This is a genomic window from Bacteroidota bacterium, assembly GCA_016699695.1.
Classification (GTDB): domain Bacteria; phylum Bacteroidota; class Bacteroidia; order Bacteroidales; family UBA10428; genus UBA10428.
In genome coordinates, this window is record CP065006.1 from 2,042,237 (window position 1) to 2,063,605 (window position 21,369).

Here is a 21,369-nt window from a genome sequence, read left to right on the forward strand (position 1 = left end):
TCAGTTTACTAACTTACCTGATTATGGTGACTGTACCGGTAAGTGTTTCGGTTTGGCCATCGTTCGGTTTGATGATAAAGAAATAGGTGCCTAATGGCAGTTCTTTTCCATTTTTCATCGATTTGCCGTCCCACTCGTTCGAGGTATCCGATCCATAACCTTTGCGGTAATACACCAGCTGACCCCAGCGATTAAAGATTTCTACTTCAGCATCGGTGTATAAATGTACATGCGGAATTACCCAGGTATCGTTATGTCCATCACCGTTGGGGGTAAACACATTGTAGAGGCTATCGCTTTCAATCACCGGTCGCACATCAATAATAATAGTATCGGTTTCAGAGCAACCATCTTCGGTAATCATAATGGCAAAAAATGCCGTAGAATCATTTGGAGCAAAAATGGTGTACTCATGTGGCGCATTGGGTGGGTTGAACACAGGATTAACCTTATTTCCTTTTACCAGGGAGTCGGGTAATACCTCGAGTATATCCGTATGCCAATAGGCAGAATCCATGCTTACATTAATTTGTGCCCCTACTGTAGCCAGAATTTCACCGGTTTCAGAATCGATTCCGAAGCCGGCACTTTGTCCGAGTGAGTATGGAATATCCACCGCCTCAAAGGTTTTAATTTTGATGCTGTCTATTAGCATACATTCTGCCACTTCTGTTTGCTCGAGGCGGAGGGTAATGGTGATCGAATCCTCTAAAATCAAGGCTGTGGCCGATGGAGTGCGGTTATCGTTGTTGAAATCGATAAAAGCTGTATCAGGTGCCCAGGTTGCGCTTACGCTGTATTTCTGTGTCGGGAATGCTGTCGGATAACTGTAACCGGCAAACAACTCAAGCTGGTTGTATTTACAAACTGTGGTATCGTTGTAAAGACCAGATACCTGTACATAGCGGGCATACATCATTTGTATATCGCGGTACGAGATTGAATCCTGACAAAGCTGATCATCCACAACCACCACATTGTACCAATTGTATTGGCCCAAATCAGTAAAGATCCCTGTGTGGTTGTTTTGGTAACCTATAATTGGCACACCACTCGGGTTGTGCACATCGAGTCTGTAAAACTTGTTGGCTGTGCCTCCATTCACTACTACCTCAGCTGCACCGTCCCATGTAGGATTGCCATCGAAACCTAATGCCGAACAGGTTTTGGGAGTTATCAACACAGTATCGATAATTGGATAGGTCACATAGAGGGTCGTATCGAAATAGAGGAATGCATCGCTTACCCGTATTTTGTGCCATCCGGTATCGACAGCCATGTAATAGGGGTTGTCGAAGATATTGGTGTAGAGGTTGACAACCGAAGTAGACAGGTTGCTGTCTAAAACTGCAATGGGTGCCGAACCATTGAGAATACTGATTTCAATCAGTGGACCATTAATATAGGCACAGGTAAATTCCAGTTCTACTTGTAAGCTTACCAGGCTAATGGTAGCTACATCTTCATCGGTACATCCGTTGGCATCGCGCACAGCCACAAAGTAGGTGCCTGCGTTCAGGCTGTCGAACAGTGGGTCTGACACATAAGTTCGCAATGAATCAGGAAGGTAGGTGGCACCTATCCAATAAGTGTAAGGCGGAGTACCTCCCATCGACATAAAGGTAATGCTTCCGGGGGTTTCGCCCACCGCATCCTGCACAATGGCGTTGGCTACCAGCGGCGAAGGCCCGCTAATTGTCTGTATGGTGCTGGTGATGCTGCATCCCAAACTGTCGGTAACATAAATGGTGTAGTTGCCCTGAGTAAGTTTGATAAAAGTATTAGAGGGGGTGTAGATTGTTCCATCTCTCGAATACTGATAAGCACCCCAGCCACCTGAAACATAGGCACGAATGGTACCATTGGCACTATCGGAGCAACCGGTAACAGGTGTTGTAAGAATGCTATCGAATATCAACGCTGAAGCTGGCTCAAGAATCAGTATAGAGTCTTCTGCAGAACAGCCAGCGGCATCGACCACTCTTATGTAATTCATGCCTGCAAAACCTGTAAATAAAGCAGTATCGCCAGAGTTGAAACCACTTTGAGTAGTTGTAAATCCAATTAAAGTAAGACTTATATCGTAAGGTTCGCTGCCACCTGAAGCCACAGCCGACAATGGTGTATTGTCGCCGAAACATGCGATAGGCATAGCCATAAGGGTATCGATTACCAATGGCGATGGAACAGTCAGTGACAATGGGCTGCTTGTGAGGGTATCGCAACCACGGGCATCGTATACCTTCACAAAGTAAGTATTGGCTCCAAGGTTATTGAAGATACCGGTGTTGTTGGTATCCAGATTGGGGAATAAAACATAAGTATAAGGCAAAGTTCCTCCGGAAGCTATTGCCGTAATTTCACCCACTGTATCGCCAAAACATGAAATACCAGCTGAGATATAAGTTGTATCAAGCTCCAGAATTGAAGGACCCCAGATTTGTACAATGCTGTCGGCCAGGCATCCGAGGCTATCGATTACCTGAGCAGTATATATGTTAGCTCCCAGGTTGATAAACAATCCGGAATCGGCCGAAGCAGAAGGTATATTGCCCGGTTGCAGAAGATAAGTCAACGATCCTGTGCCGCCTGTAGCTTTTACCACAATTGTTCCATTGGTATCTGCGCTGCAAAGAAGGCTATCGGTATAGTTGAGGCTTGTAATTTGAATGGCGGTTGGTTCAGTAATTATTACAGTACCTGTAGAATCGCTGCATCCATTGGCATCGCGCAGGTAGATGTAATAGTTACCCGCGGTTAGACCTCCGAATACGGCTGTATCGTTAGTAGGAATCCATGTGTTCATGCTGTCGACAGAGACTTCATAAGCGGGTGTACCTTCTTGCACCACCACGCGGATGGTGGCCAGTTCGCCAAAACATGCTATGGGTTCAATCAGTATGGTATCTGCTTCCAGATCGGAAGGCTGGGTAATGCTTATTGCAGCGGTATCGCCCTGGCATCCAAACTGGTCGGTAACCCTTACTACATAGTTACCGGCACTCAGGTTTACAAATATTCCTGAATCGTTGCTTACCATGGCTGGTTCAAGAAGGTAGGTATAAGGTGCTCTGCCACCAATAGCCGATACAACTATGCTTGCAGTGGTATCGCCAAAGCAGTTTATCGGATCCCTTATATAAGCAGTGTCAATGCTGATGGCATTGGGCTGGGCTATGACAAGGTTGCTGTCTATCTGGCATCCGGAAGCATCCGTAACCTGTAGCGTATAACTGCCTGCCGGTAGGGCATTGAACAAACCGCTATCGGCGGAAGCAGAAGGTATGTTGCCCGGTTGCAGGGTGTAAGTAAGTAGTCCTGTTCCTCCGGAAGCTTTCACTACCACTACTCCGGTCGAATCGCCATTACATTGAAGGCTGTCCGGATAGCTAAGACTGGTAATCGAAATTTGTGGTGGTTCCAGTACGTTTACGCTGGTGCTGCCGCTACATCCCAATGCATCGGTAACAGTAAGGTTATAGGTTCCGGCACAAAGATTTACGGTATCGGCACCGTTGCCACTTGCTGGCAGGGGTGACCAACTATAAGTCACATAAGGCTGGGTTCCTCCGAGAACAGTTACAATGGCTTGTGCATCGCATTCGCCAAAACAGCTTACGGTTAAATCGCGCACCAACATAACTTTGTTATTTGTCAGCTCGATAATAGGTACATTTATCGCGCCTGAATTATGATCGACCGTCTTAAGAAGTCCGGTTGCCAGTGCAATGTCGGCAAAGGATACAGAAGCTTCGATAATGGCGCCATCGTCAATGGTGGGCCTGTTGTTGGCAGTGTCTTTAATCATTACAGTCCAACCGCCTTGTGCCGGATTGAGGCCATACAGTGCAGACCAGTTTCCTTCGGCCAAATGGTCTCCGGTAAGCGGACGGGGGTCGGCACATATATTCAGTAACGGATCGGCAGGATTGTTTGTAAAGCAAAGGTCAATGGCATCGCCAGGGTTGCCGGTTGAGGCAGGAACGCAAGGCGTAGTAAAATTGATCTCCATGGGAGCAGTAGCCAGGGTTATCGTGGTTAATCCATCGGGAGCAATAAGGTAATAGCCCATGTCGATGTTTCGCTGGTGACCGCTGGTAGTAATACATACCTCCATGGCTGTGGAAGGGGCAATATAGAAAGGCGCAGGTTCGCCAATGGCAGGCTGAACCGGACTGGGGATGGTTACCAACAAGGAATCGGTAAACAATCCGCAGGTTCCAAATCCGTTCACATCGAGGTAAAGTGTTACCGATCCTGCTGCTCTGTCAAGTATACCCGGAGTATAAACCGGATTAAGGATGTTGGCGTTGTCGAAAGTACCGTCGCCTGATGTTCTCCAGCGATCGAGGGTTCCACCGACGATGGAGGCTCCGTTCACTGTTACTATATCGCTGTTACAAATGGCAGTATCATTGCCCGCGTCTACAAGTGGCGCCGGATCAACTACTACACTTGTTGTGGCATTGTTGGTGCAACTATTTAGATCGGTTACAGTGACTGTATAATCGCCACTCATGCTGGTGGTGGCAGACAACGAAACCAATGGGTTTTGATCGGTTGAGCTAAAACCAAGAGGTCCGCTCCAGCTATAAGAATTAGCCGGATTGACGCCACCAAATAGACTAAGGGTGTTGCCTTCGCATACTGGGCCATTGTTAGAGGCTGTTGCAGCAGGCAAGGGGTTAATAGAGATAATGGTACTTCCATTCATCAGGGCGCTGCAACCTGTTGTGGCATTTATAGCGCCAATGGTATAGGTGCCAGGTAAAAGCTGATCGCCAAAACTAATCGCAAAGCCGGTTCCACTAATGGGGAATCCGGTGGCAATGCCATCGAGGTAAAGTTGGTAATTCACTCCCGCTTCGCTTCCGTCTAAATCTACCGGAAGACCAAAACCACCTGAGCAATAGCCGCCACCGCCAGTTACGTTAAAGGCAATGGGTAGCGGATCGATGGTAATCACCGCACTTCCGGTCATATTAGATGTACAACCGGTGGCTGTGATAGTAGCAATCACCGTATAGGTTCCGGTCAAAGATTGGTCGCCAAAGCTAAGTACACCTCCTGTGCCAGGCACTGCTGGTCCAACGGGTACACCATCAAGATAAAGCTGATAATCGGTTCCCAAGTCGCTGTTTGTGAGTCCAACAGGCACACCAATTCCACCCGAGCAATAACTTCCTCCACCGCTTACATTATAGGCAGTTGGCAAAGGGTTGATACTCACGATGGCATTACCGCCCATGTTGGCAATACAAGTAGTAGTGCCATTGGTGGCTACTGCGGTGTAAGTACCTGCTGCTGTCTGGCTTCCAAAGCTGATGGCTGCACCGTTACCGGCAACAGGACTTCCTGTGGGCGCAGCACCCAGGTAAAGCTGATAATTTACGCCTGCTTCACTGCCATCGAGGCCAACAAGCACGCCTGCTCCGCCTAAGCAATAGCTTCCACCGCCAGTTACATTAAATACAAGGGGCAGAGGGTCTATGGTTACCACGGCTGTGCCGCTCATATTCGAAATACAGCCTGTTAAAGCGTTTGTAGCTACAGCGGTATAAGTTCCTGCTGTTGTTTGGTTGCCAAAGCTAATGGCCACACCGCTGCCGGGTACACTACCACCAACCGGGTTGCCATCGACATAAAGCTGGTAATTAACCCCATTCTGGCTGCTGCTGAGTCCTACATTCACTCCAGCTCCTCCAGAGCAATAGCTTCCACCACCTGTCATACTGAATACAGTGGGCAAAGGATTGATGGATATTACAGCATTGCCTGTCATGGTAGCAAGACAAGAGGTAAGTGCGTTGGTTGCCCTTACAGTATAAGTACCAGCAAGGGTCTGGTTTCCGAAATTAAGGGCTGCTCCGGTACCAGCCAAAGGAGCACCAATTGCAGCTGCCCCTCTGTAGAGTTGGTAATTGACACCGGCTTCACTGCCACTGAGTCCTACGGGTACTCCGGCACCACCTGAACAATAACTGCCACCACCGGTAAGGTTGAAGGCTAATGGCAGAGGATCGATTGTTACAGCTACACTTCCATTCATGTTGCTGGTACAACTGGTAACAGAGTTAGTGGCTACAACGGTATAATTTCCAGCTGTAGTCTGGTTGCCAAAGCTGATGGCCAGGCCGGTTCCGCTCACTACACTTCCGACGGGTATGCCATCGCGGTAGAGTTGGTAATTCACACTGGCTTCACTGCCACTCAAACCAACGGCTACGCCGGTTCCTCCGGAGCAATAGCTACCTCCTCCAGTTACATTAAAGATAGTAGGAAGCGGATTGATACTTATGACGGCACTGCCCGACATGGGGCTTGTGCATGATGTAGCTGTGATGGTTGCAGTAACAGTGTAGGTTCCGGCTGTAGTTTGAAGGCCAAAACTGAGGCTGGCTCCTGTTCCTGCTATGGCAGCTCCAGAGGCTATGCCATCGATGTAAAGCTGGTAGTCGGTTCCTAAATCGCTGCCATTAAGTCCCACGTTTACACCAGTTCCACCGGAGCAATAGCTTCCTCCACCGGTAACAGCATACACAGTTGGATTGGGATTGATGCTTACAACCGCATTACCGTTCATGTTGGCAATACAACTTGTAGTGCCGTTTGTGGCTACTACGGTGTAAGTACCTGCTGATGTCTGGTTTCCAAAACTGATGGCTGCACCTGTACCGGCAACAGGACTTCCTGTGGGGGCGGCACCAAGGTAAAGCTGATAGTTTACACTTGCTTCACTGCCATCGAGGCCAACAAGCACGCCTGCTCCGCCTGAGCAATAGGCACCACCTCCGGTGACATTAAATGCAGTTGGCAATGGATTGATGCTTACCACGGCACTGCCATTCATGTTGGCTACACAAGTAGTAATTGTATTTGTTGCAATTACCGTATAGGTTCCTGCAAGGGTTTGATTTCCAAAGCTGATGGCAAGACCCGTTCCTGGTATTGTTCCTCCAACCGGATTGCCATCGAGGTATAACTGGTAATTAATGTTGATTTCGCTTCCACTTAAACCAACGGCCACTCCTGTTCCACCGGAGCAATAGGCGCCTCCACCGGTAACATTAAAAGCAGTTGGCAAGGGGTTGATGCTCACTATGGCACTGCCACTCATTATGGAAGTACAGCTGGTAAGTGTATTTGTTGCCTGCACGGTGTAGGTACCAGCAGTGGTCTGATTTCCAAAATTTAGAGCAGCACCAGTTCCTGATACTGGAGTTCCAATGGCTGCTGCACCAAGGTACAATTGGTAATCGATTCCGGCATCGCTTCCGCTAAGACCAACGATTACCCCTGCACCACCGGAGCAGAAACTTCCACCACCGGTAACATTATACGATGTAGGTAAAGGGTCGATACTAACAACGGCACTGCCGTTCATATTAGAAGTACAAGTAGTGGTGGCATTGGTTGCTACCACAGTATATGTGCCTGCTGTTGTCTGGTTGCCAAAACTGATGGCAGCACCGGTTCCGCTAACCGGAGAACCCACCGCGACAGCACCTCGGTAAAGTTGATAGTTTATTCCATTTTCGCTGTTGCTTAATCCAACAGGCATGCCTGCTCCACCGGAACAATAACTTCCTCCTCCGGTTACATCAAAAACTGCTGGCAAGGGGTTAATGCTTATAATCGCACTTCCAGTCATAGGGCCTGAACATCCCGTTGCTGTGATGGTGGCAGTGATGGTATAAGTACCTGCTACAGTTTGCAGGCCATAGCTAAGAGCTCCACCTGTTCCTGCAAGGGGCGCTCCAACCGGGGTTCCATCCCGCAAAAGTTGGTAATCTGTTCCTATGGCGCTGTTGGCAAGACCAACGTTCACGCCTGTTCCGCCTGTGCAGTAGCTTCCACCACCGGTAACGTTATAAGCTGTGGGTAATGGGTTGACGATTACATCTACCGTTCCGTTCATAAACAAAATACAACCGGTTGTTGGGTTGATAGCCCTTACACGGTAAGTGCCTGCTACGGTTTGGTTCGGGAAGGTGATGGGCAAACCGGTTCCTGCGCGGGCTGGACCTACTTGCGATGCTCCGCGATATAGCCTGTAGTTTACTCCAATCTGGCTTCCGTCAATGCCAATAGGTACGCCTGCTCCACCGCTACAATAAGAACCCCCTCCGGTTATGTTGAAAAGATTAGGTAGAGGATTTATGGTTACTGCCACACTTCCATTCATGTTGGCCACGCAGGTTGTGGTTGGATTTGTTGCCACGGCGGTATAAGTACCTGCCACTGTCTGGCTACCGAAGCCAAGTGCTGAACCGGTTCCGGGTACAGCACCACCTACTGGCAAACCATCGCGATAGAGCTGATAATTTACTCCCGACTGACTCCCGCTTAGTCCCACTGCTACACCGGCACCACCGCTGCAATAGGCTCCACCACCGGTCATATCAAATGCGGTGGGCAAGGGATTAATGCTTATGATTGCACTACCTGTCATGGTAGCAACACAACTTGTGATGGTATTGGTTGAGGTAACAGTATAAGTTCCTGCAGCAGTTTGCAAGCCAAAATCAAGGGCGGCTCCTGTACCTGCAATAGCGGCTCCAACCGGAGCGGCTCCTACAAAAAGTTGATAGTTCATGCCGGCTTCGCTTCCGCTTAGTCCAACTGAGATACCTGTGCCACCCGAACAATAACTTCCACCGCCAGTCACATTGAATGCTGTTGGTAGAGGATCGATGGTGATGGTAGCACTGCCGTTCATGGTGGCAGTACAAGAAGTTGTACCGTTTGTTCCGGTAACTGTATAGGTTCCTGCTACGGTTTGATTACCAAAGCTGATGGCTGACCCCGCTCCGCTTACCGGACTTCCGACTGCCACAGCGCCTCTGTAAAGCTGGTAATTGATTCCACTCTGACTGTTACTAAGACCCACCGGTACTCCTGCTCCGCCGGAACAGTAATTTCCACCTCCGGACACATCATACAGAATTGGTAGCGGATTTACAGTAATCGATAATATGTTGGAATATACTGTACCGCAGCCTTCTCCTGAAATAGCTGCCCTGCGGTATTGGGTATTTTCTGTTAAAGGGATGGATTCGGTAAAAGTGGCTGAAGTGGCTCCGGGTACGTCGGTCCATGTGCCTAAAGTGGCAGAGTTTCTTTGCCACTGGTAGGTGAAAGTCCATCCTCCTGAAGCGGCTACACTGCTGGTGAAGGGTGCAGGGGTAGAGTTTATGCAAACCTGTAGTGAGGCTATGGCGATCGTACCGGATACTAAGGTTGTAGGAAAGCTGTCGTGCAGTTCGTCGAAAATAAGGTCGTATTTGGTGGCCAGGGTACCGCAATTGTAGGAATCGTTTACGATTACCGTATAGGTGCCACGGCCTACGCCGTTTTTATTTGGGGTAGTTTCTCCCCCGGGCGACCACAAATATGTATAAGGTGGGTTGCCACCTCTTACTTGTGCCAACAGATTGGCATCGCTGCCTTCGGGACAGGAAAGTTTTTTGGTTACAATGGTTTCGAGTACGGTAAGGGCAACAGTTTTAACTTCAGTAACGGTAATACTACCGCCAGTTAGAGAACCATTATCTATGGCAACATAATAGGTTCCGGCAGGTATATTATCGAAATTATGTACAGGGTTTGGATCGTTTAATGATTGTTGAAGAATAGGACCTCCAAGAAATCCCTGAAACAATGTATAATTGAAAGGTCCAGTTCCGGATGTCACTGTAGCCACAATTCTGGCCCTATTTACTGTGCAGGAAACAGTATCATCATCAATGGTGCCCGTAATTTGACCACTTACTTGAAGCAACGAAATAAAAACCAACGCTATCGAAAGTAGTGCGGACTTTGTGGTAAATATCATTTTCATAGGTTCGGCTTTTTATTTTTCTTTGTTCTGGATGTTTTCGCAACTTATTACCTGGTTTTTATCCATAGCACAAACCATGTAATTAGCCTGTTTTAGACCAGTAAACATGTATTGGTTCTGATTTGTTGGTTCTGAAGATTCTATGACAACACCACCCTTCCAGGGTGCAACATCGTATACCAGAAATGTAAAAGGAGAATTGTCACTATCTGCTTTTACCAGTATATTCAGGGTATTATCTAATTCATTCAATTGTACCGTTACTTCAATTTGTAAATTGAGTTCAATAACCTGTGCATTTAAACCTTTTAAGCTGGTAAGGCTTAAAAAGAATAATATTAAAAGAACTCTCATTATCATATTATTTAGTTTCATGGTTTTCATTGTTTCTGGTTGAATTTTTCAATTTCGTCTTCGAATAAAAAGAAGGTGGCCGATTTGGGACCACAGTTGTTATTGTCGGTCACGGTAAAGGTATAAATACCAAATTCCAGATTTTTGGCATATTCGCCAGTCTGATTGCCTGTATTTTCTGACCACTTGATTGAATAGGGCGGTGTGCCTCCAAAACAGTTTGCCTTTAGGTCGGCGGAGACGGATTCTCCCTTGCCTTTCACATCGGTAATTTCAATGCTGCGGGCTTCGAGAGCTTCTGGTTCGGGAAGCACCAGGCTGTGCTCTTCGGCAGTATCTGGTAAAACAAGTTGTATCAGGTAATTTCCTGCTTTCAGATTTTTGTAGGAAATGGTTGTGTCGGATAAAGAAGTGCACGATTGCAATTGTTTGTAATTATGAGCTTCCATGAGTCTTAACTGAGCAGGAGCTTTGATGGCAGTTAGCTTCACTGTAATTATTCCCTCTTCCGATCCATAGCAAAGGGGTGACTTGGGTTCAATGATGGTATGTTGGCTAAAAAGGCCAACTCCATGCATTGTGCATGCTATGAAAAGAGTGAGAAATCGAATTATCATGTGTCCGGACATGAATATGTTGATAAGTGTTACGTTGTGTTGATAAGTAAAGTTTCAAAGAGAAACCCTTCTTTTTCACTACAACCCGCTAAAAATAAGGGAAATTGCGAAGCAAGGAAATGATCGGTAATGAATGGTTCAATTCAATTCATCCAAGTTTTGAGTCATAAATGCCAGAAGACCAAGTAAATAGAAAAGAATTTATTTTTTTTTGCTTGTTGATAAATAGTTGATTTACAAGCCTTGCAACTGATAAACAATTACTTTTATACAGCGTTTACCGTATTTTTGAGCAGAAACCTTACCGGATACCAGGCAGCTATTGTACCAATTGCTACTACTGTGCCAACAACAATTAACACATCACCTCTCTGAAGTTCTACCGGATAGGCATCGATAATAAATCCGCCATGGAGTTTTACTATCTCATATTTTTCCTGGATCCACACCAGTAAGATACCCATAGCCAGCCCAATCAAAACGCCCAACATGGTAATGATAAGTCCTTCGCGGTAAAAAATTTTGCGGATAAGTTTTTGACTGGCACCCAGCGAGTGAAGGATTTTAATGTCGTTCTTTTTTTCAATGATCAGCATACTCAGCGAGCCCACCAGGCTAAAGAGCAAAATGATCAGTACCAGCGCCAGAATGGCAAAGATGGCCCATTTTTCGGTTCGCATGGTTTTGTACAACAATTCGTTTTGCTCGTATTTATTTTTAACCATGAATTTTTCACCTAAAAGTTTTTGTAAATTCTTTTGTGTGGCTGAAGGGGGTACTTTGCTGTTGAGTTTAATTTCGAGCGAAGTAAGACCAATGGGATAATCGAAAAGTTCGCGGGCAAAGGAAATGGGCACCAGAGTATATTTTCCGTCAATGTCGGGTTGAGAAGAGAAGATGCCCGATACCAGAATAAGTTTTCGGGTGAGGGATTTGTTGGGATCCATTGATAAACTTGCCGATCGTTTGGGAACAAAAACCTTGAGGGGTTCGTACATATCGGGGTTAAGATTCAGGTGATAAGCTAATCCTCTGCCCATTACAGCCATTGGAATGTTATTATAATAAAGGCTGAAATCACCTCTCCACAGAAGTGAATCGACAGAATTTACGCGTTGGTAATTGCTACTAACTCCGCGTATGGTGCTTACAGTTTGTTTTTCGTTGTATACCAGTAGCCCATTGTCTTCGAGTATTTCAGCGAATTCCTCCACTCCCTCGACCTTACTAATCAATGCAAGGGTATCGGTAGAAAGCACAAAGATTTTTCCCTGGGCTGGGGTTATAGCAATATCGGGATAGAATGAATTGTACATGCTTTGCACCAGCTTGTCGAAACCGTTAAACACCGAAAGAATAAGGATAAATGCCATGGTACCCACCACTACTCCGAGTGTAGAAAGCCCCGAAACAATGTTAATGGCATTGTGCGATTTTTTTCCAAGAATGTAGCGTCGGGCTATGAAAAACGAGAGGTTCAAGGCCTTCAGGGTTTAAGCAGTTGATTAATGTTGTCGATATAGTCGAGCGAGTCGTCGAGATAAAATTTCAGGTCGGGAATTTTTCTTAGCTGATTACGCATCCGGTTTCCGAGTTCATGGCGCAACGGGGCATAATGTTCATTCAAGTGATTGACCACTTCGCTTGCCTTTTCCGAAGGAAAGACACTGATATTGATTTTTGCAAGTCCCAGGTCAGGTGTAATGCGTACACGTGTAATGGTGAGCATTTTACCCGGAGCCAGGCTACTTGTATGATGTAGGAGTATATCCGACAGATCTTTCTGAATTTGCTTGGATATGCGAGTTTGTCTTGTTGAATCCATCCGAATTGCTTATAGACGCAAAGGTATTAAAAACTAGCTGAATTGTTTAGCTTTGATTCAGTATATCAGTCTGCAAGAATTTATTTTGAATTTTTTCGGTTTTTAAAGTTAAAAGCCCTTTTTAGATTAACTTCCTTTTTCGATAACATTTCTTAGTTTTGTGGCTCAAATAGCCAACAACCTATTCTTCGCATGAGCAAAAAAAGAGTTTTATCGTGTATTCAGCCAACGGGCGAAATTCATTTGGGTAATTATTTTGGTGCTGTAAAAAACTGGGTCGGGTTGCAGGATCAGTATAGTTGTGTGTATGGTGTTGTCGATTTGCATGCCATGACCATGCCTTACGATCCGAAAGTTTTACGCGAAAACACTTATCGCATGGTAGTGGAATTGCTGGCTTGCGGAATTGACCCTGAAAAATCAGTGCTATTTGTTCAGTCGCTGGTACCTCAACATACCGAGCTGGCATGGATATTTAATTGTGTGACATCGTACGGAGAATTGTCGCGCATGACCCAGTTTAAAGACAAGTCGGAAATGTTGCAAAGCAAATCGGGCAAAACTATAATTTCTACCGGGTTATTTACTTACCCTGTTTTACAGGCTGCCGATATTCTGGTTTACAATGCCGATTTTGTTCCCGTAGGCAAAGACCAGGAACAACACCTCGAACTAACCCGCAACATTGCCATACGTTTTAACAAGCAATTCGGACATTATTTTAAAGAGCCGGCACCCTTGTTCACAGAAATACCCAAGCTGATGTCGCTGGCCGATCCTACCAAAAAAATGAGTAAAAGTCTCGGCGAAAAGCATTATATAGGTTTGTTCGAAGAAGAAGAGAGGATACGCAAAAAAGTGCGTTCAGCAGTTACCGATACCGGCACTCCATCTGAGGGAACGATGAGTGAGGGTGTGGCCAATCTTTTCAACCTTTTAAAAGCTTGTGGCAAAGAGGATGCTGTGAATTCCTTTACACACGATTTTGAATCTGGAACCTTAAAGTACAAAGATTTAAAAGAAGCTACTGCAGAAGCACTCATTGAATTAACGACCCCTTTCAGAATAAAAAAAGCCGAATTGATGAGTGACCGTGCCTTTGTCGAAAATCTGATGAAGGAGCATTCGCTAAAAGCGGTTGAACTGGCGAGTGAAACCCTGCACCAGGTAAAAAAACTTACAGGCATTTTTGATATTCGCTAAGCCTGAATTTAGTGGGCTAAAAAATAAAATCCCGCCGGAAAATTCTGCGGCGGGACTGCCCTGTTTTATCAGGTATATTTTGGTACGATTCTGTATAATTGGTATTACAAAAGATATGCCAAATTACTTTTTGTCGATGGTAATTTCTTATCCTACAAGAAATAATTAAGCTTTAATGGTCTCGGGAATTTTTAACCTAACCAGTGCTCCACGGCTAGGGCGGTTGTCGATATCGATGCTTCCTTTAATCAGATCCAGTATGAGTTTTGCAGTGGCCAGCCCTACGCCGAAGCCGTAAGATTGTTGTTGCAGGTTATCTGCAGCAAAGAAACTAAAAAGCTCTTCCTTGGCCTTATCAGAAAAACCAGGCCCTTCGTCGAGAATAATTATATCAATATACTCGTGGTAGCGTTTGATGGAAATGAGAACCTTACCCTTCTGCGGCGAATACTTAATGGCATTGTCAATTACAATCGATAAGCAGGATTGAAGCAATTTAGGCTCGGCAAGTGCATAAAGCGTATCGAAAGGATTTTCAATTTCAATTTCAATTTCTTTCTTTTCGATTTCGCGCATATCCAAGGCATGCGAAAGACTTTCATTGAAATCGACCGGCCTTCTTTCTATCTTGCTTTCGATGGTTTTAAGTTCTGTAAAAAGCAGCGACAACTCCGATACTTTAATTAGTCTGTTTGTAAGGTCTTTGATGTTGTTGATGCTTTCGATTTGCGATTGGTCGGTGAGTTGTTCAGCCAGGATGGAGGTATATCCCTGAATGCCGTTTAGGGGTGTGCGCAGCTCGTGGTTGATGTGCAGCACAAACTCTGTTTTAGTCTTATCGAGTTTCGAAAGTTCCTCGTTGAAGTGTGTGAGCTTTTCGTTGGCTAGTTGAAGTTCTTTATTTGTAAGGCGCAATTCTTCGGTCCGCCTTTCCACAATCGATTCAAGTTCGAGGTTTAGCGTCTGGAGTTTTTCCGTTTTTTGTTTCAGATCGATGTGTGTGCGTACCCTCGAGATAAGCTCGTTAAAATTAAAAGGTTTAATGATGTAATCTACTGCACCCAGCTCAAATCCTTTAATAATATCTTCTTTTTGAACCCGTGCGGTTAGAAAAATTACCGGAATATCTTTCGTTCTGGGTTGCGATTTTAATTGTTCGCACACCTCGTAACCATCCATATCGGGCATAGAAATGTCGAGTAGGATAATATCGGGTTGTTCCCCAAAGGCCATCTCCAGAGCGCTTTTTCCGCTCGAGGCGCCTATTATGTTCAGGTTCTCCAGTTCGAGCACGTCGGTCACAAAATCGATGTTGCTCTGAATATCATCCACCACCAGTACTTTTGCTAAATTTTCCTGCTCTGCCATTTATGTACTTTCTCTATTCCCTTAATTTAAATATTATTTACGAAAGAAGATCATTTTGTGCTCTATTTTTTTGAACACCAACGTACTAAGCCATTCTTTGAAGTCGCTCGGTAATAATTGCTATTTTAGTCAAATAATTGGTAGGATTTTATGATACTTGTTACCGGAAGTACTGGCTTAGTGGGCAGTCATCTGCTTTATCTACTTTTAAAGGAAGGATATGCTGTTCGTGCCCTGGTGCGCAACCTGCGGTCGATCGAAAAAGCCCGTAAAGTTTTCAGCTATTATACTTCCGATCCTGAGAAGTTTATTCAGCAGGCTGATTGGTTTGTTGGCGATGTGAATGATCCCGAATCGCTTGTAAGGAGCCTCGAGGGAATTAAGCAGGTCTATCATTGTGCGGCTGTGGTGTCTTTCAATAATAGGGATCTGGATTCCATGTGGCAGGTGAATGTGAATGGTACTGCCAACCTGGTAAATGCATGTCTTGAAATGAAAGTCGGAAAATTTTTGCATGTTAGTTCAATTGCTACCCTTGGGCATACAAATGATGGAAAACCACTTACTGAAAATTGCCCTTGGCCAGCAGGAAAAATATCGCCCTATTCGCGCACAAAAATGCTTGCTGAACAGGAAGTACAGAGAGCCATGGCGGAAGGATTGACTGCAGTAATTCTTAATCCCTCGGTGATTTTAGGGCCAGGTGACTGGGAAAATGGCAGCGGCAGGTTATTTTGGAAGGTTTACCGGGGAATGAATTTTTTTACCCGCGGTATCACCGGATTTGTCGATGTGCGCGATGTTACAAAAGTTATGGTTGCATTAATGAACAGCACGCAACCAAATGAAAGATACATTGTAAGTGCACAAAATAAAAGTTACGAAGAAGTTCTCAGGGAGATTGCTCTGAGGCTGGGTTTAAAACCACCACGCTATTTTGCCAAGCCATGGATGACAGAAATGGCCTGGCTGGTAGGGAGTATTATTTCAGTTTTTTTCGGCAGGCCTGCCACCCTTTCGCGTTGGACGGCCCGAACCGCACATCGCAAGCAGAATTATTCTTCGGAGAAACTAATTCGGGCACTCGACTTTCAGTTTACTCCCTTTGAAGAAACTATCCGGCATACTGTTGCTTGTTTCAGGAGGGATTATCCTGCTTAACCTGGCCAAACCCTGATGCTGTATTTTTAGCTGTACCGTTGGTTGTACCCCCGGGGCGTTGCCCGCGGGTAGAAGTGAGCTGCCCCTTCGGGGCGCTGCAGCAGAAGTCATTTGGGGCTGCGGGCAACGCCCCAGCCGGCTTGTGGGGTGGGCATCGCCCTGTAAGGGCAGCTTAATAGTTAAATAGATATTGCTCGTTGTATTCTATCTGGTAGTTTTCTAAGGATTTAATTAATTCATCGCGGTAGGGTTCTTTTCGGTGATGTTCTTCCTGGTTCTCGATATATTTTTTAACCCTATCATAGCCGCTATAACTCACTGAAAAACCAGCATAACCTTTTTGCCAGGCAAAGTTCTTATAATAGTCATCGAGAGTTTTTATCCAGCGGCTGCTATGTCTTTTAATTTCTTCAGTGAGTTTAGCAAGAGTAATAGTTTTTGACATCACACATAAGATGTGCACATGGTTTTCGACTCCGTTAATGATAATCGGAATAGATTGATTGTCTTTTATGATTGAACCCATGTAGGCATAGAGCATTTTTTTATCCTGATAGCGGATGGGTACACTATTGTATTTGATATGAAATACAAGGTGAATGTAAAGTTTGGTTAAGGATTGCGACATAATGATTTAAGACCTTTTACCTGTTTTCTATAGCATTGTTGCAAATACCTATCACACATATTAATAGTGATAGTAGGGAGGGAGACTTAAGGATGATAAAGTTTTGTCTACAATTTATAATTATTTTTTGATAGGCATATTATCTTATTACAATTTTCGGGCCAGGTGGGCCCCTGTTCGGGGTTGTACCCCCGGGGCGCTGCCCGCGGGTAGAAGTGAGCTGCCCCTTCGGGGCGCTGCAGCAGGGGCCATGTTAGGTTTCGGGCTGAAGGCCCGGCTAACTTGGGCTGCGGGCAACGCCCCAGCCGGCTTGTGGGGTGAGGGATTTTATATTGAAATTCTCTAATTTATATAAATCTTTATGCAGAATATTTCCTTGCAATTCTTATTTTTATACCCACAACCAAAACATCCCTTAAGTTAGTGGAAGTGCAATTGAAAACTGCTATACCCCGCAGTTGGTATGCAGTTTACACCCGTTCGAGAGCTGAAAAAAAAGTGTTTTGCCATCTCAGCTGGCAGGGCATCGATGCCTTTCTTCCCATACAGAAAACACTACGGCAATGGAGCGACCGCAAAAAAATGGTGCACCTTCCACTGATCCGCTCCTATGTGTTTGTGAAAACTTATTTTCACGAATATCATAAGATAATTCAAACTGAAGGAGTTGTTAATTTGGTTTGCTTCGAAGGAAAACCAATGGAAATTACACAGAGGCAAATCGATAACCTCGTTCTTTTGGTGAACAGCGATGCAGAAATAGAAACTTCCTGCGGTATTTTTCTACCAGGACAAAGGGTTGAAGTAATGGTTGGTTCGCTTGCAGGTCTCACAGGCGAGCTCATTGAAACCGCCAGAGGCAGGCGGGTAAGGGTATGCCTCGATCACTTCGAACAAAATTTACTGGTGAACATTCCAACCAGCCACCTGAAATGTGAGCTTGCCGAAAGGGCCTCTTAACTCACAAATTGAGTTCGAAAGATCTACTTTCTGTGCACCTGTTTCGATTGAAATAAGTGTGAGATAAGCAGGATACGCTTAGCTGAATTCAGATCGTTTCTAAGCTGTTGCATGTCAGAAAGAGCAAATTGCTAAAAAAGTAGTAAATTCAACCCCTAAATCGTTTGCTTCTTTCCATGAACCTGAGAAAAGCCCCTTTATATTTTATTCTGCTGGTAGCTGCCATAGCCTCCTGTACGCGCTACAAAGACCTGGTGCTATTGCAGGAAAATGAAGCCCTGAAGGCCGATTCTTTAGGTTATTATCCTTACCAGGTGCCGGCCTACCGGATTCAGCAACGCGACATACTCTATGTGCGCATCATCTCCATGAACCGAGAAGTGAGCGAAGTGATGAATGCCACACCTACCACTGCAGCAAATATCTTTAACAACGAGGCCAGCTTTTATCTGTATGGTTACAATGTGTCCGATTCGGGATATGTAGAAATACCGATAGTGGGCAAAGTTCATGTGGTGGGCAAAACACTCGAAGAAGCTAAAAAACTTATCGAGCAGCAAACTTATTTGTACCTCAAGGATCCGACGGTCATCGTAAAGCTGATTTCGTTTAAATACTCGGTGTTGGGCGAGGTGAACCGCCCCGGGATCTATACCAATTTCAACAATCAGCTTACCGTGCTGGAAGCCATCAGCCAGGCCGGCGATATTTCTCCATTTGGCGAACGACGGAAAGTAATGGTAATTCGTCCGGGGGTGGATGGCACCCAAACCCACCGTCTCGACCTTACTGATAAAGCCATTCTGGTTTCCGACGGTTTTTTTCTGTTGCCTAACGACATTGTGTATGTGGAACCCGTGAAGAGTCAGAATTTCAGAAACAACATTCCCGTCTGGTCCCTGTTTCTCACCAGCATCACTACCTTTATATTGGTGCTGAATTACATTCAACCTAAATAGTTAACCCGAGAATGGAAAGCCCGCAAGGAAATATCACATTACCCGAAGAAGAAGGCATAGACATTAAGAAGTATATCTTTCTGGTGCTGAGTCATTGGTGGTGGTTTGCCATTACGCTCTTTATTTCCCTCACCATTGCCTACCTGGTAAATCGCTATGCCCAGAATGTTTACAGCGTGAGTAGTTCCATCATTATTGGCGAGCAGCAATCGGCAGCCGGTAGTGTAGAGAATATGCTCGACGAGCTTTCGCGGGTGCGGAACCGCAACCGCAAGGCAGTGGTTGAAAACGAGATTACCATCCTTAAATCATACAAAATGGCGCGCCAGGCACTCGAAGAGCTTAACTTTGGTGTTACCTATACCGCAGTGGGCCGCCGTAACATTGCCGAAACACAATTGTATCTTTCGTCTCCCTTTGTGGTAGTGCCCGACTCGGCAACCCAGCAAAAGGGTACAGGCCGCATCGATATAACCCTTCTCTCATCGCAAAAATACAAACTAAACCTGGGTGATCAGTTTGAGAAAACCTACTACTTCGGTGAGACCGTTACAATAGGCGAAAGTGTTTTCACCCTATACCTGCGCGATGCTGCGAACTATGTGCATGACCGGCAACATTCGAACAAGTATTATTTTGTGGTGAACAACTTAAACAAGATGGCTCTTGGTTACAGCCGCCGGCTGAATGTTACGGTTAACGATGACAAGGGCTCCATTCTTTTTCTAAGCATTTCAGGTTTTGTGCCGCAGCAAATGGCCGATTACCTGAACAAGCTGGGAGAAGTCTATGTACGCGCCAACCTCGAGACTAAAAACCTTACTTCGGAAAATACCATGCGCTTTATCGACGACCAACTGCAGGGTGTGGTGGATTCCCTCGAAGTAACCGGTCTTCGTTTGCAGAATTTTCGCTCGGCCAACAAGGTGATGGACCTGAGCCAGGAAGCCAACTTTCTTTTTAGCCAGGTGCAGAGTCTGCAAAGCGAAAAAGTTACCCTCGACATGAACGACCGCTATTTCCGCTACCTTCTCGAGTACATCGACAACAAAACCGATTTTTCCGATGTGGTGGCTCCTTCGGTCATTGGCATACACGACCAACTGCTTAATTCGCTGGTAGCCTCGCTCAACGAGCAGAACATGAAAAAACGTACCCTCGAGTTCAGCCTTCAGGACGATTCGCCCCAAAACATGCAACTGGCCAGTCAAATTGCTGATACCCGCAAGGTATTGCGCGAAAACCTTCAGAACCTGGTAGAGAGCAACCGCCTGGCCATGCAAGCCCTCGAAGAGCGCATCGCCCGCATCGACACCCAGGTACAAAAACTGCCTGGCACCGAGCGGCAGTTAATAAACATACAACGTAAATTTACCATCAACGACCAGATCTATACCTTTCTACTGCAAAAACGTGCCGAAGCAGGCATTACCAAAGCTTCGAACAATTCCGACCATAAACCACTCGACCTTGCCCGCGCCGAAAATGTGGTGATGGTGAAACCAAAAACCTCTGCCAACTACATGTTGGCATTGGCATTGGGTGGAGGTTTGCCCTTAAGCCTGCTGCTGATTATCGGATTTTTCAATACAAAAATTACCGACCGCCGTACGCTCGAAACTAACCTGCGTGTGCCAGTAATGGGCAACATAGGCCATCTTGACGGCGGCGGAGAATTACCGGTTTACGAAAAGCCTGGCTCCTCGCTGGCCGAATCGTTCCGGGCCATGCGCACCAACTTGCAATACCTGTTAAAAGAACCCGGTGAAAAAGTAATTGCCGTTACCTCAGCAGTGAGTGGCGAAGGAAAAACCTTCTGCTCAGTGAACCTGGCCACCATTTTTGCCATGGCAGGCCGTAAAACACTGCTGTTAAGTCTCGATTTACGCCGCCCGAAAATACACAAAGTGTTTAACCTCACCAACGAGACCGGCCTGAGTACCTACCTGATTAACCGGAGCAGCTATAAAGAGGTGATAAACCCTACCAACATTGCTAACCTGTGGGTAGCCACTTCGGGCCCCATACCCCCTAACCCTGCTGAGCTCATCGATTCGGCACAAATGCAGCAGTTTCTGGAGCAGGCCAAGAAAGACTATGATTTTATCATTATCGATACTCCGCCAGTGGCCATTGTGTCGGATACAATGACCCTCAAACACCTGATCGATGCATTTCTCTTTGTGATTCGCCACAATTATTCCGATAGGCAGGTAGTCGAACTCATTAACCACATTTCCAAAACGCGCAGCATTAAAAACGTGGGTGTGGTGGTAAACGACATACAGCTAAAAGGTTACTATGGCTATTCGTACCGCTACGACTATGGTTATGGCTACACTTATAGCTACAGGCATAATTATTACGATGAGGAGATCAAAACCCCAAAAATATGGCAAAGATTGTTTCAGAAGAAAAACTGAAACAAGGGGTGTAAGAGGGAGAAGGTTGTG

At 45.7% G+C, this 21,369-nt stretch carries 12 protein-coding genes; 5 read left to right on the forward strand and 7 right to left on the reverse strand.

Going from position 1 to position 21,369, the window contains the following annotated elements; genetic code table 11:
- Positions 1-13: 13 nt before the first annotated feature.
- The 5 genes from IPM71_08715 to rbfA form a co-directional block, all read right to left on the reverse strand.
- Entirely contained in the window at positions 14-9,841 is a 9,828-nt protein-coding gene (locus IPM71_08715; protein QQS49702.1) for a gliding motility-associated C-terminal domain-containing protein, read from the reverse strand.
- 12 nt (positions 9,842-9,853) lie between these two features.
- Complete coding sequence (locus IPM71_08720; protein ID QQS49703.1) at positions 9,854-10,216, reverse strand: hypothetical protein; 363 nt, start codon at positions 10,214-10,216, stop codon at positions 9,854-9,856.
- A gap of 5 nt (positions 10,217-10,221) precedes the next feature.
- Positions 10,222-10,812: a hypothetical protein gene (locus tag IPM71_08725; GenBank protein ID QQS49704.1), complete on the reverse strand. Its 591-nt coding sequence runs from the start codon at positions 10,810-10,812 to the stop codon at positions 10,222-10,224.
- A gap of 266 nt (positions 10,813-11,078) precedes the next feature.
- Positions 11,079-12,293, reverse strand: coding sequence for an ABC transporter permease (locus IPM71_08730; protein QQS49705.1), 1,215 nt, complete (start codon positions 12,291-12,293; stop codon positions 11,079-11,081).
- Positions 12,294-12,298: 5 nt separating this feature from the next.
- Positions 12,299-12,637, reverse strand: coding sequence for a 30S ribosome-binding factor RbfA (rbfA, locus tag IPM71_08735; protein ID QQS49706.1), 339 nt, complete (start codon positions 12,635-12,637; stop codon positions 12,299-12,301).
- Positions 12,638-12,829: 192 nt separating this feature from the next.
- Here rbfA and trpS point away from each other — a divergent pair, with 192 nt between their 5' ends.
- Positions 12,830-13,840, forward strand: coding sequence for a tryptophan--tRNA ligase (gene trpS / locus IPM71_08740; protein QQS49707.1), 1,011 nt, complete (start codon positions 12,830-12,832; stop codon positions 13,838-13,840).
- Between the two features lie 165 nt (positions 13,841-14,005).
- On the opposite strand, the gene IPM71_08745 is transcribed toward trpS, so the two are convergent.
- Positions 14,006-15,208 (reverse strand): response regulator, encoded by a 1,203-nt coding sequence (locus IPM71_08745; protein QQS49708.1) that lies wholly within the window; start codon positions 15,206-15,208, stop codon positions 14,006-14,008.
- 150 nt (positions 15,209-15,358) lie between these two features.
- Between IPM71_08745 and IPM71_08750 the strand changes: the two genes are divergently transcribed.
- The gene (locus IPM71_08750) at positions 15,359-16,369 is read left to right on the forward strand and encodes an NAD-dependent epimerase/dehydratase family protein (protein QQS49709.1); all 1,011 of its coding nucleotides are present in this window, start codon (positions 15,359-15,361) and stop codon (positions 16,367-16,369) included.
- A gap of 172 nt (positions 16,370-16,541) precedes the next feature.
- On the opposite strand, the gene IPM71_08755 is transcribed toward IPM71_08750, so the two are convergent.
- Positions 16,542-16,997, reverse strand: a complete 456-nt coding sequence (locus tag IPM71_08755; protein ID QQS49710.1) for a transposase — start codon at positions 16,995-16,997, stop codon at positions 16,542-16,544.
- Positions 16,998-17,426: 429 nt separating this feature from the next.
- Between IPM71_08755 and IPM71_08760 the strand changes: the two genes are divergently transcribed.
- The 3 genes from IPM71_08760 (at position 17,427) to IPM71_08770 (ending at position 21,339) form a co-directional block, all read left to right on the forward strand.
- On the forward strand, positions 17,427-17,957 hold the full coding sequence (locus IPM71_08760) for a UpxY family transcription antiterminator (protein QQS49711.1): 531 nt from the start codon (positions 17,427-17,429) through the stop codon (positions 17,955-17,957).
- A 176-nt stretch (positions 17,958-18,133) separates the two neighbouring features.
- On the forward strand, positions 18,134-18,916 hold the full coding sequence (locus tag IPM71_08765) for a polysaccharide biosynthesis/export family protein (protein QQS49712.1): 783 nt from the start codon (positions 18,134-18,136) through the stop codon (positions 18,914-18,916).
- Between the two features lie 11 nt (positions 18,917-18,927).
- Positions 18,928-21,339: a polysaccharide biosynthesis tyrosine autokinase gene (locus IPM71_08770; protein ID QQS49713.1), complete on the forward strand. Its 2,412-nt coding sequence runs from the start codon at positions 18,928-18,930 to the stop codon at positions 21,337-21,339.
- Positions 21,340-21,369 lie beyond the last annotated feature (30 nt).

Excerpts from the sequence above, each read along its gene's own strand:
- rbfA (QQS49706.1), bottom strand. The coding sequence starts at position 12,637 with ATGGATTCAACAAGACAAACTCGCATATCCAAGCAAATTCAGAAAGAT.
- IPM71_08750 (QQS49709.1), top strand. The coding sequence starts at position 15,359 with ATGATACTTGTTACCGGAAGTACTGGCTTAGTGGGCAGTCATCTGCTT.
- IPM71_08755 (QQS49710.1), bottom strand. The coding sequence starts at position 16,997 with ATGTCGCAATCCTTAACCAAACTTTACATTCACCTTGTATTTCATATC.
- trpS (QQS49707.1), top strand. The coding sequence starts at position 12,830 with ATGAGCAAAAAAAGAGTTTTATCGTGTATTCAGCCAACGGGCGAAATT.
- IPM71_08715 (QQS49702.1), bottom strand. The coding sequence starts at position 9,841 with ATGAAAATGATATTTACCACAAAGTCCGCACTACTTTCGATAGCGTTG.
- IPM71_08770 (QQS49713.1), top strand. The coding sequence starts at position 18,928 with ATGGAAAGCCCGCAAGGAAATATCACATTACCCGAAGAAGAAGGCATA.
- IPM71_08725 (QQS49704.1), bottom strand. The coding sequence starts at position 10,812 with ATGATAATTCGATTTCTCACTCTTTTCATAGCATGCACAATGCATGGA.
- IPM71_08765 (QQS49712.1), top strand. The coding sequence starts at position 18,134 with ATGAACCTGAGAAAAGCCCCTTTATATTTTATTCTGCTGGTAGCTGCC.
- IPM71_08745 (QQS49708.1), bottom strand. The coding sequence starts at position 15,208 with ATGGCAGAGCAGGAAAATTTAGCAAAAGTACTGGTGGTGGATGATATT.
- IPM71_08720 (QQS49703.1), bottom strand. The coding sequence starts at position 10,216 with ATGAAACTAAATAATATGATAATGAGAGTTCTTTTAATATTATTCTTT.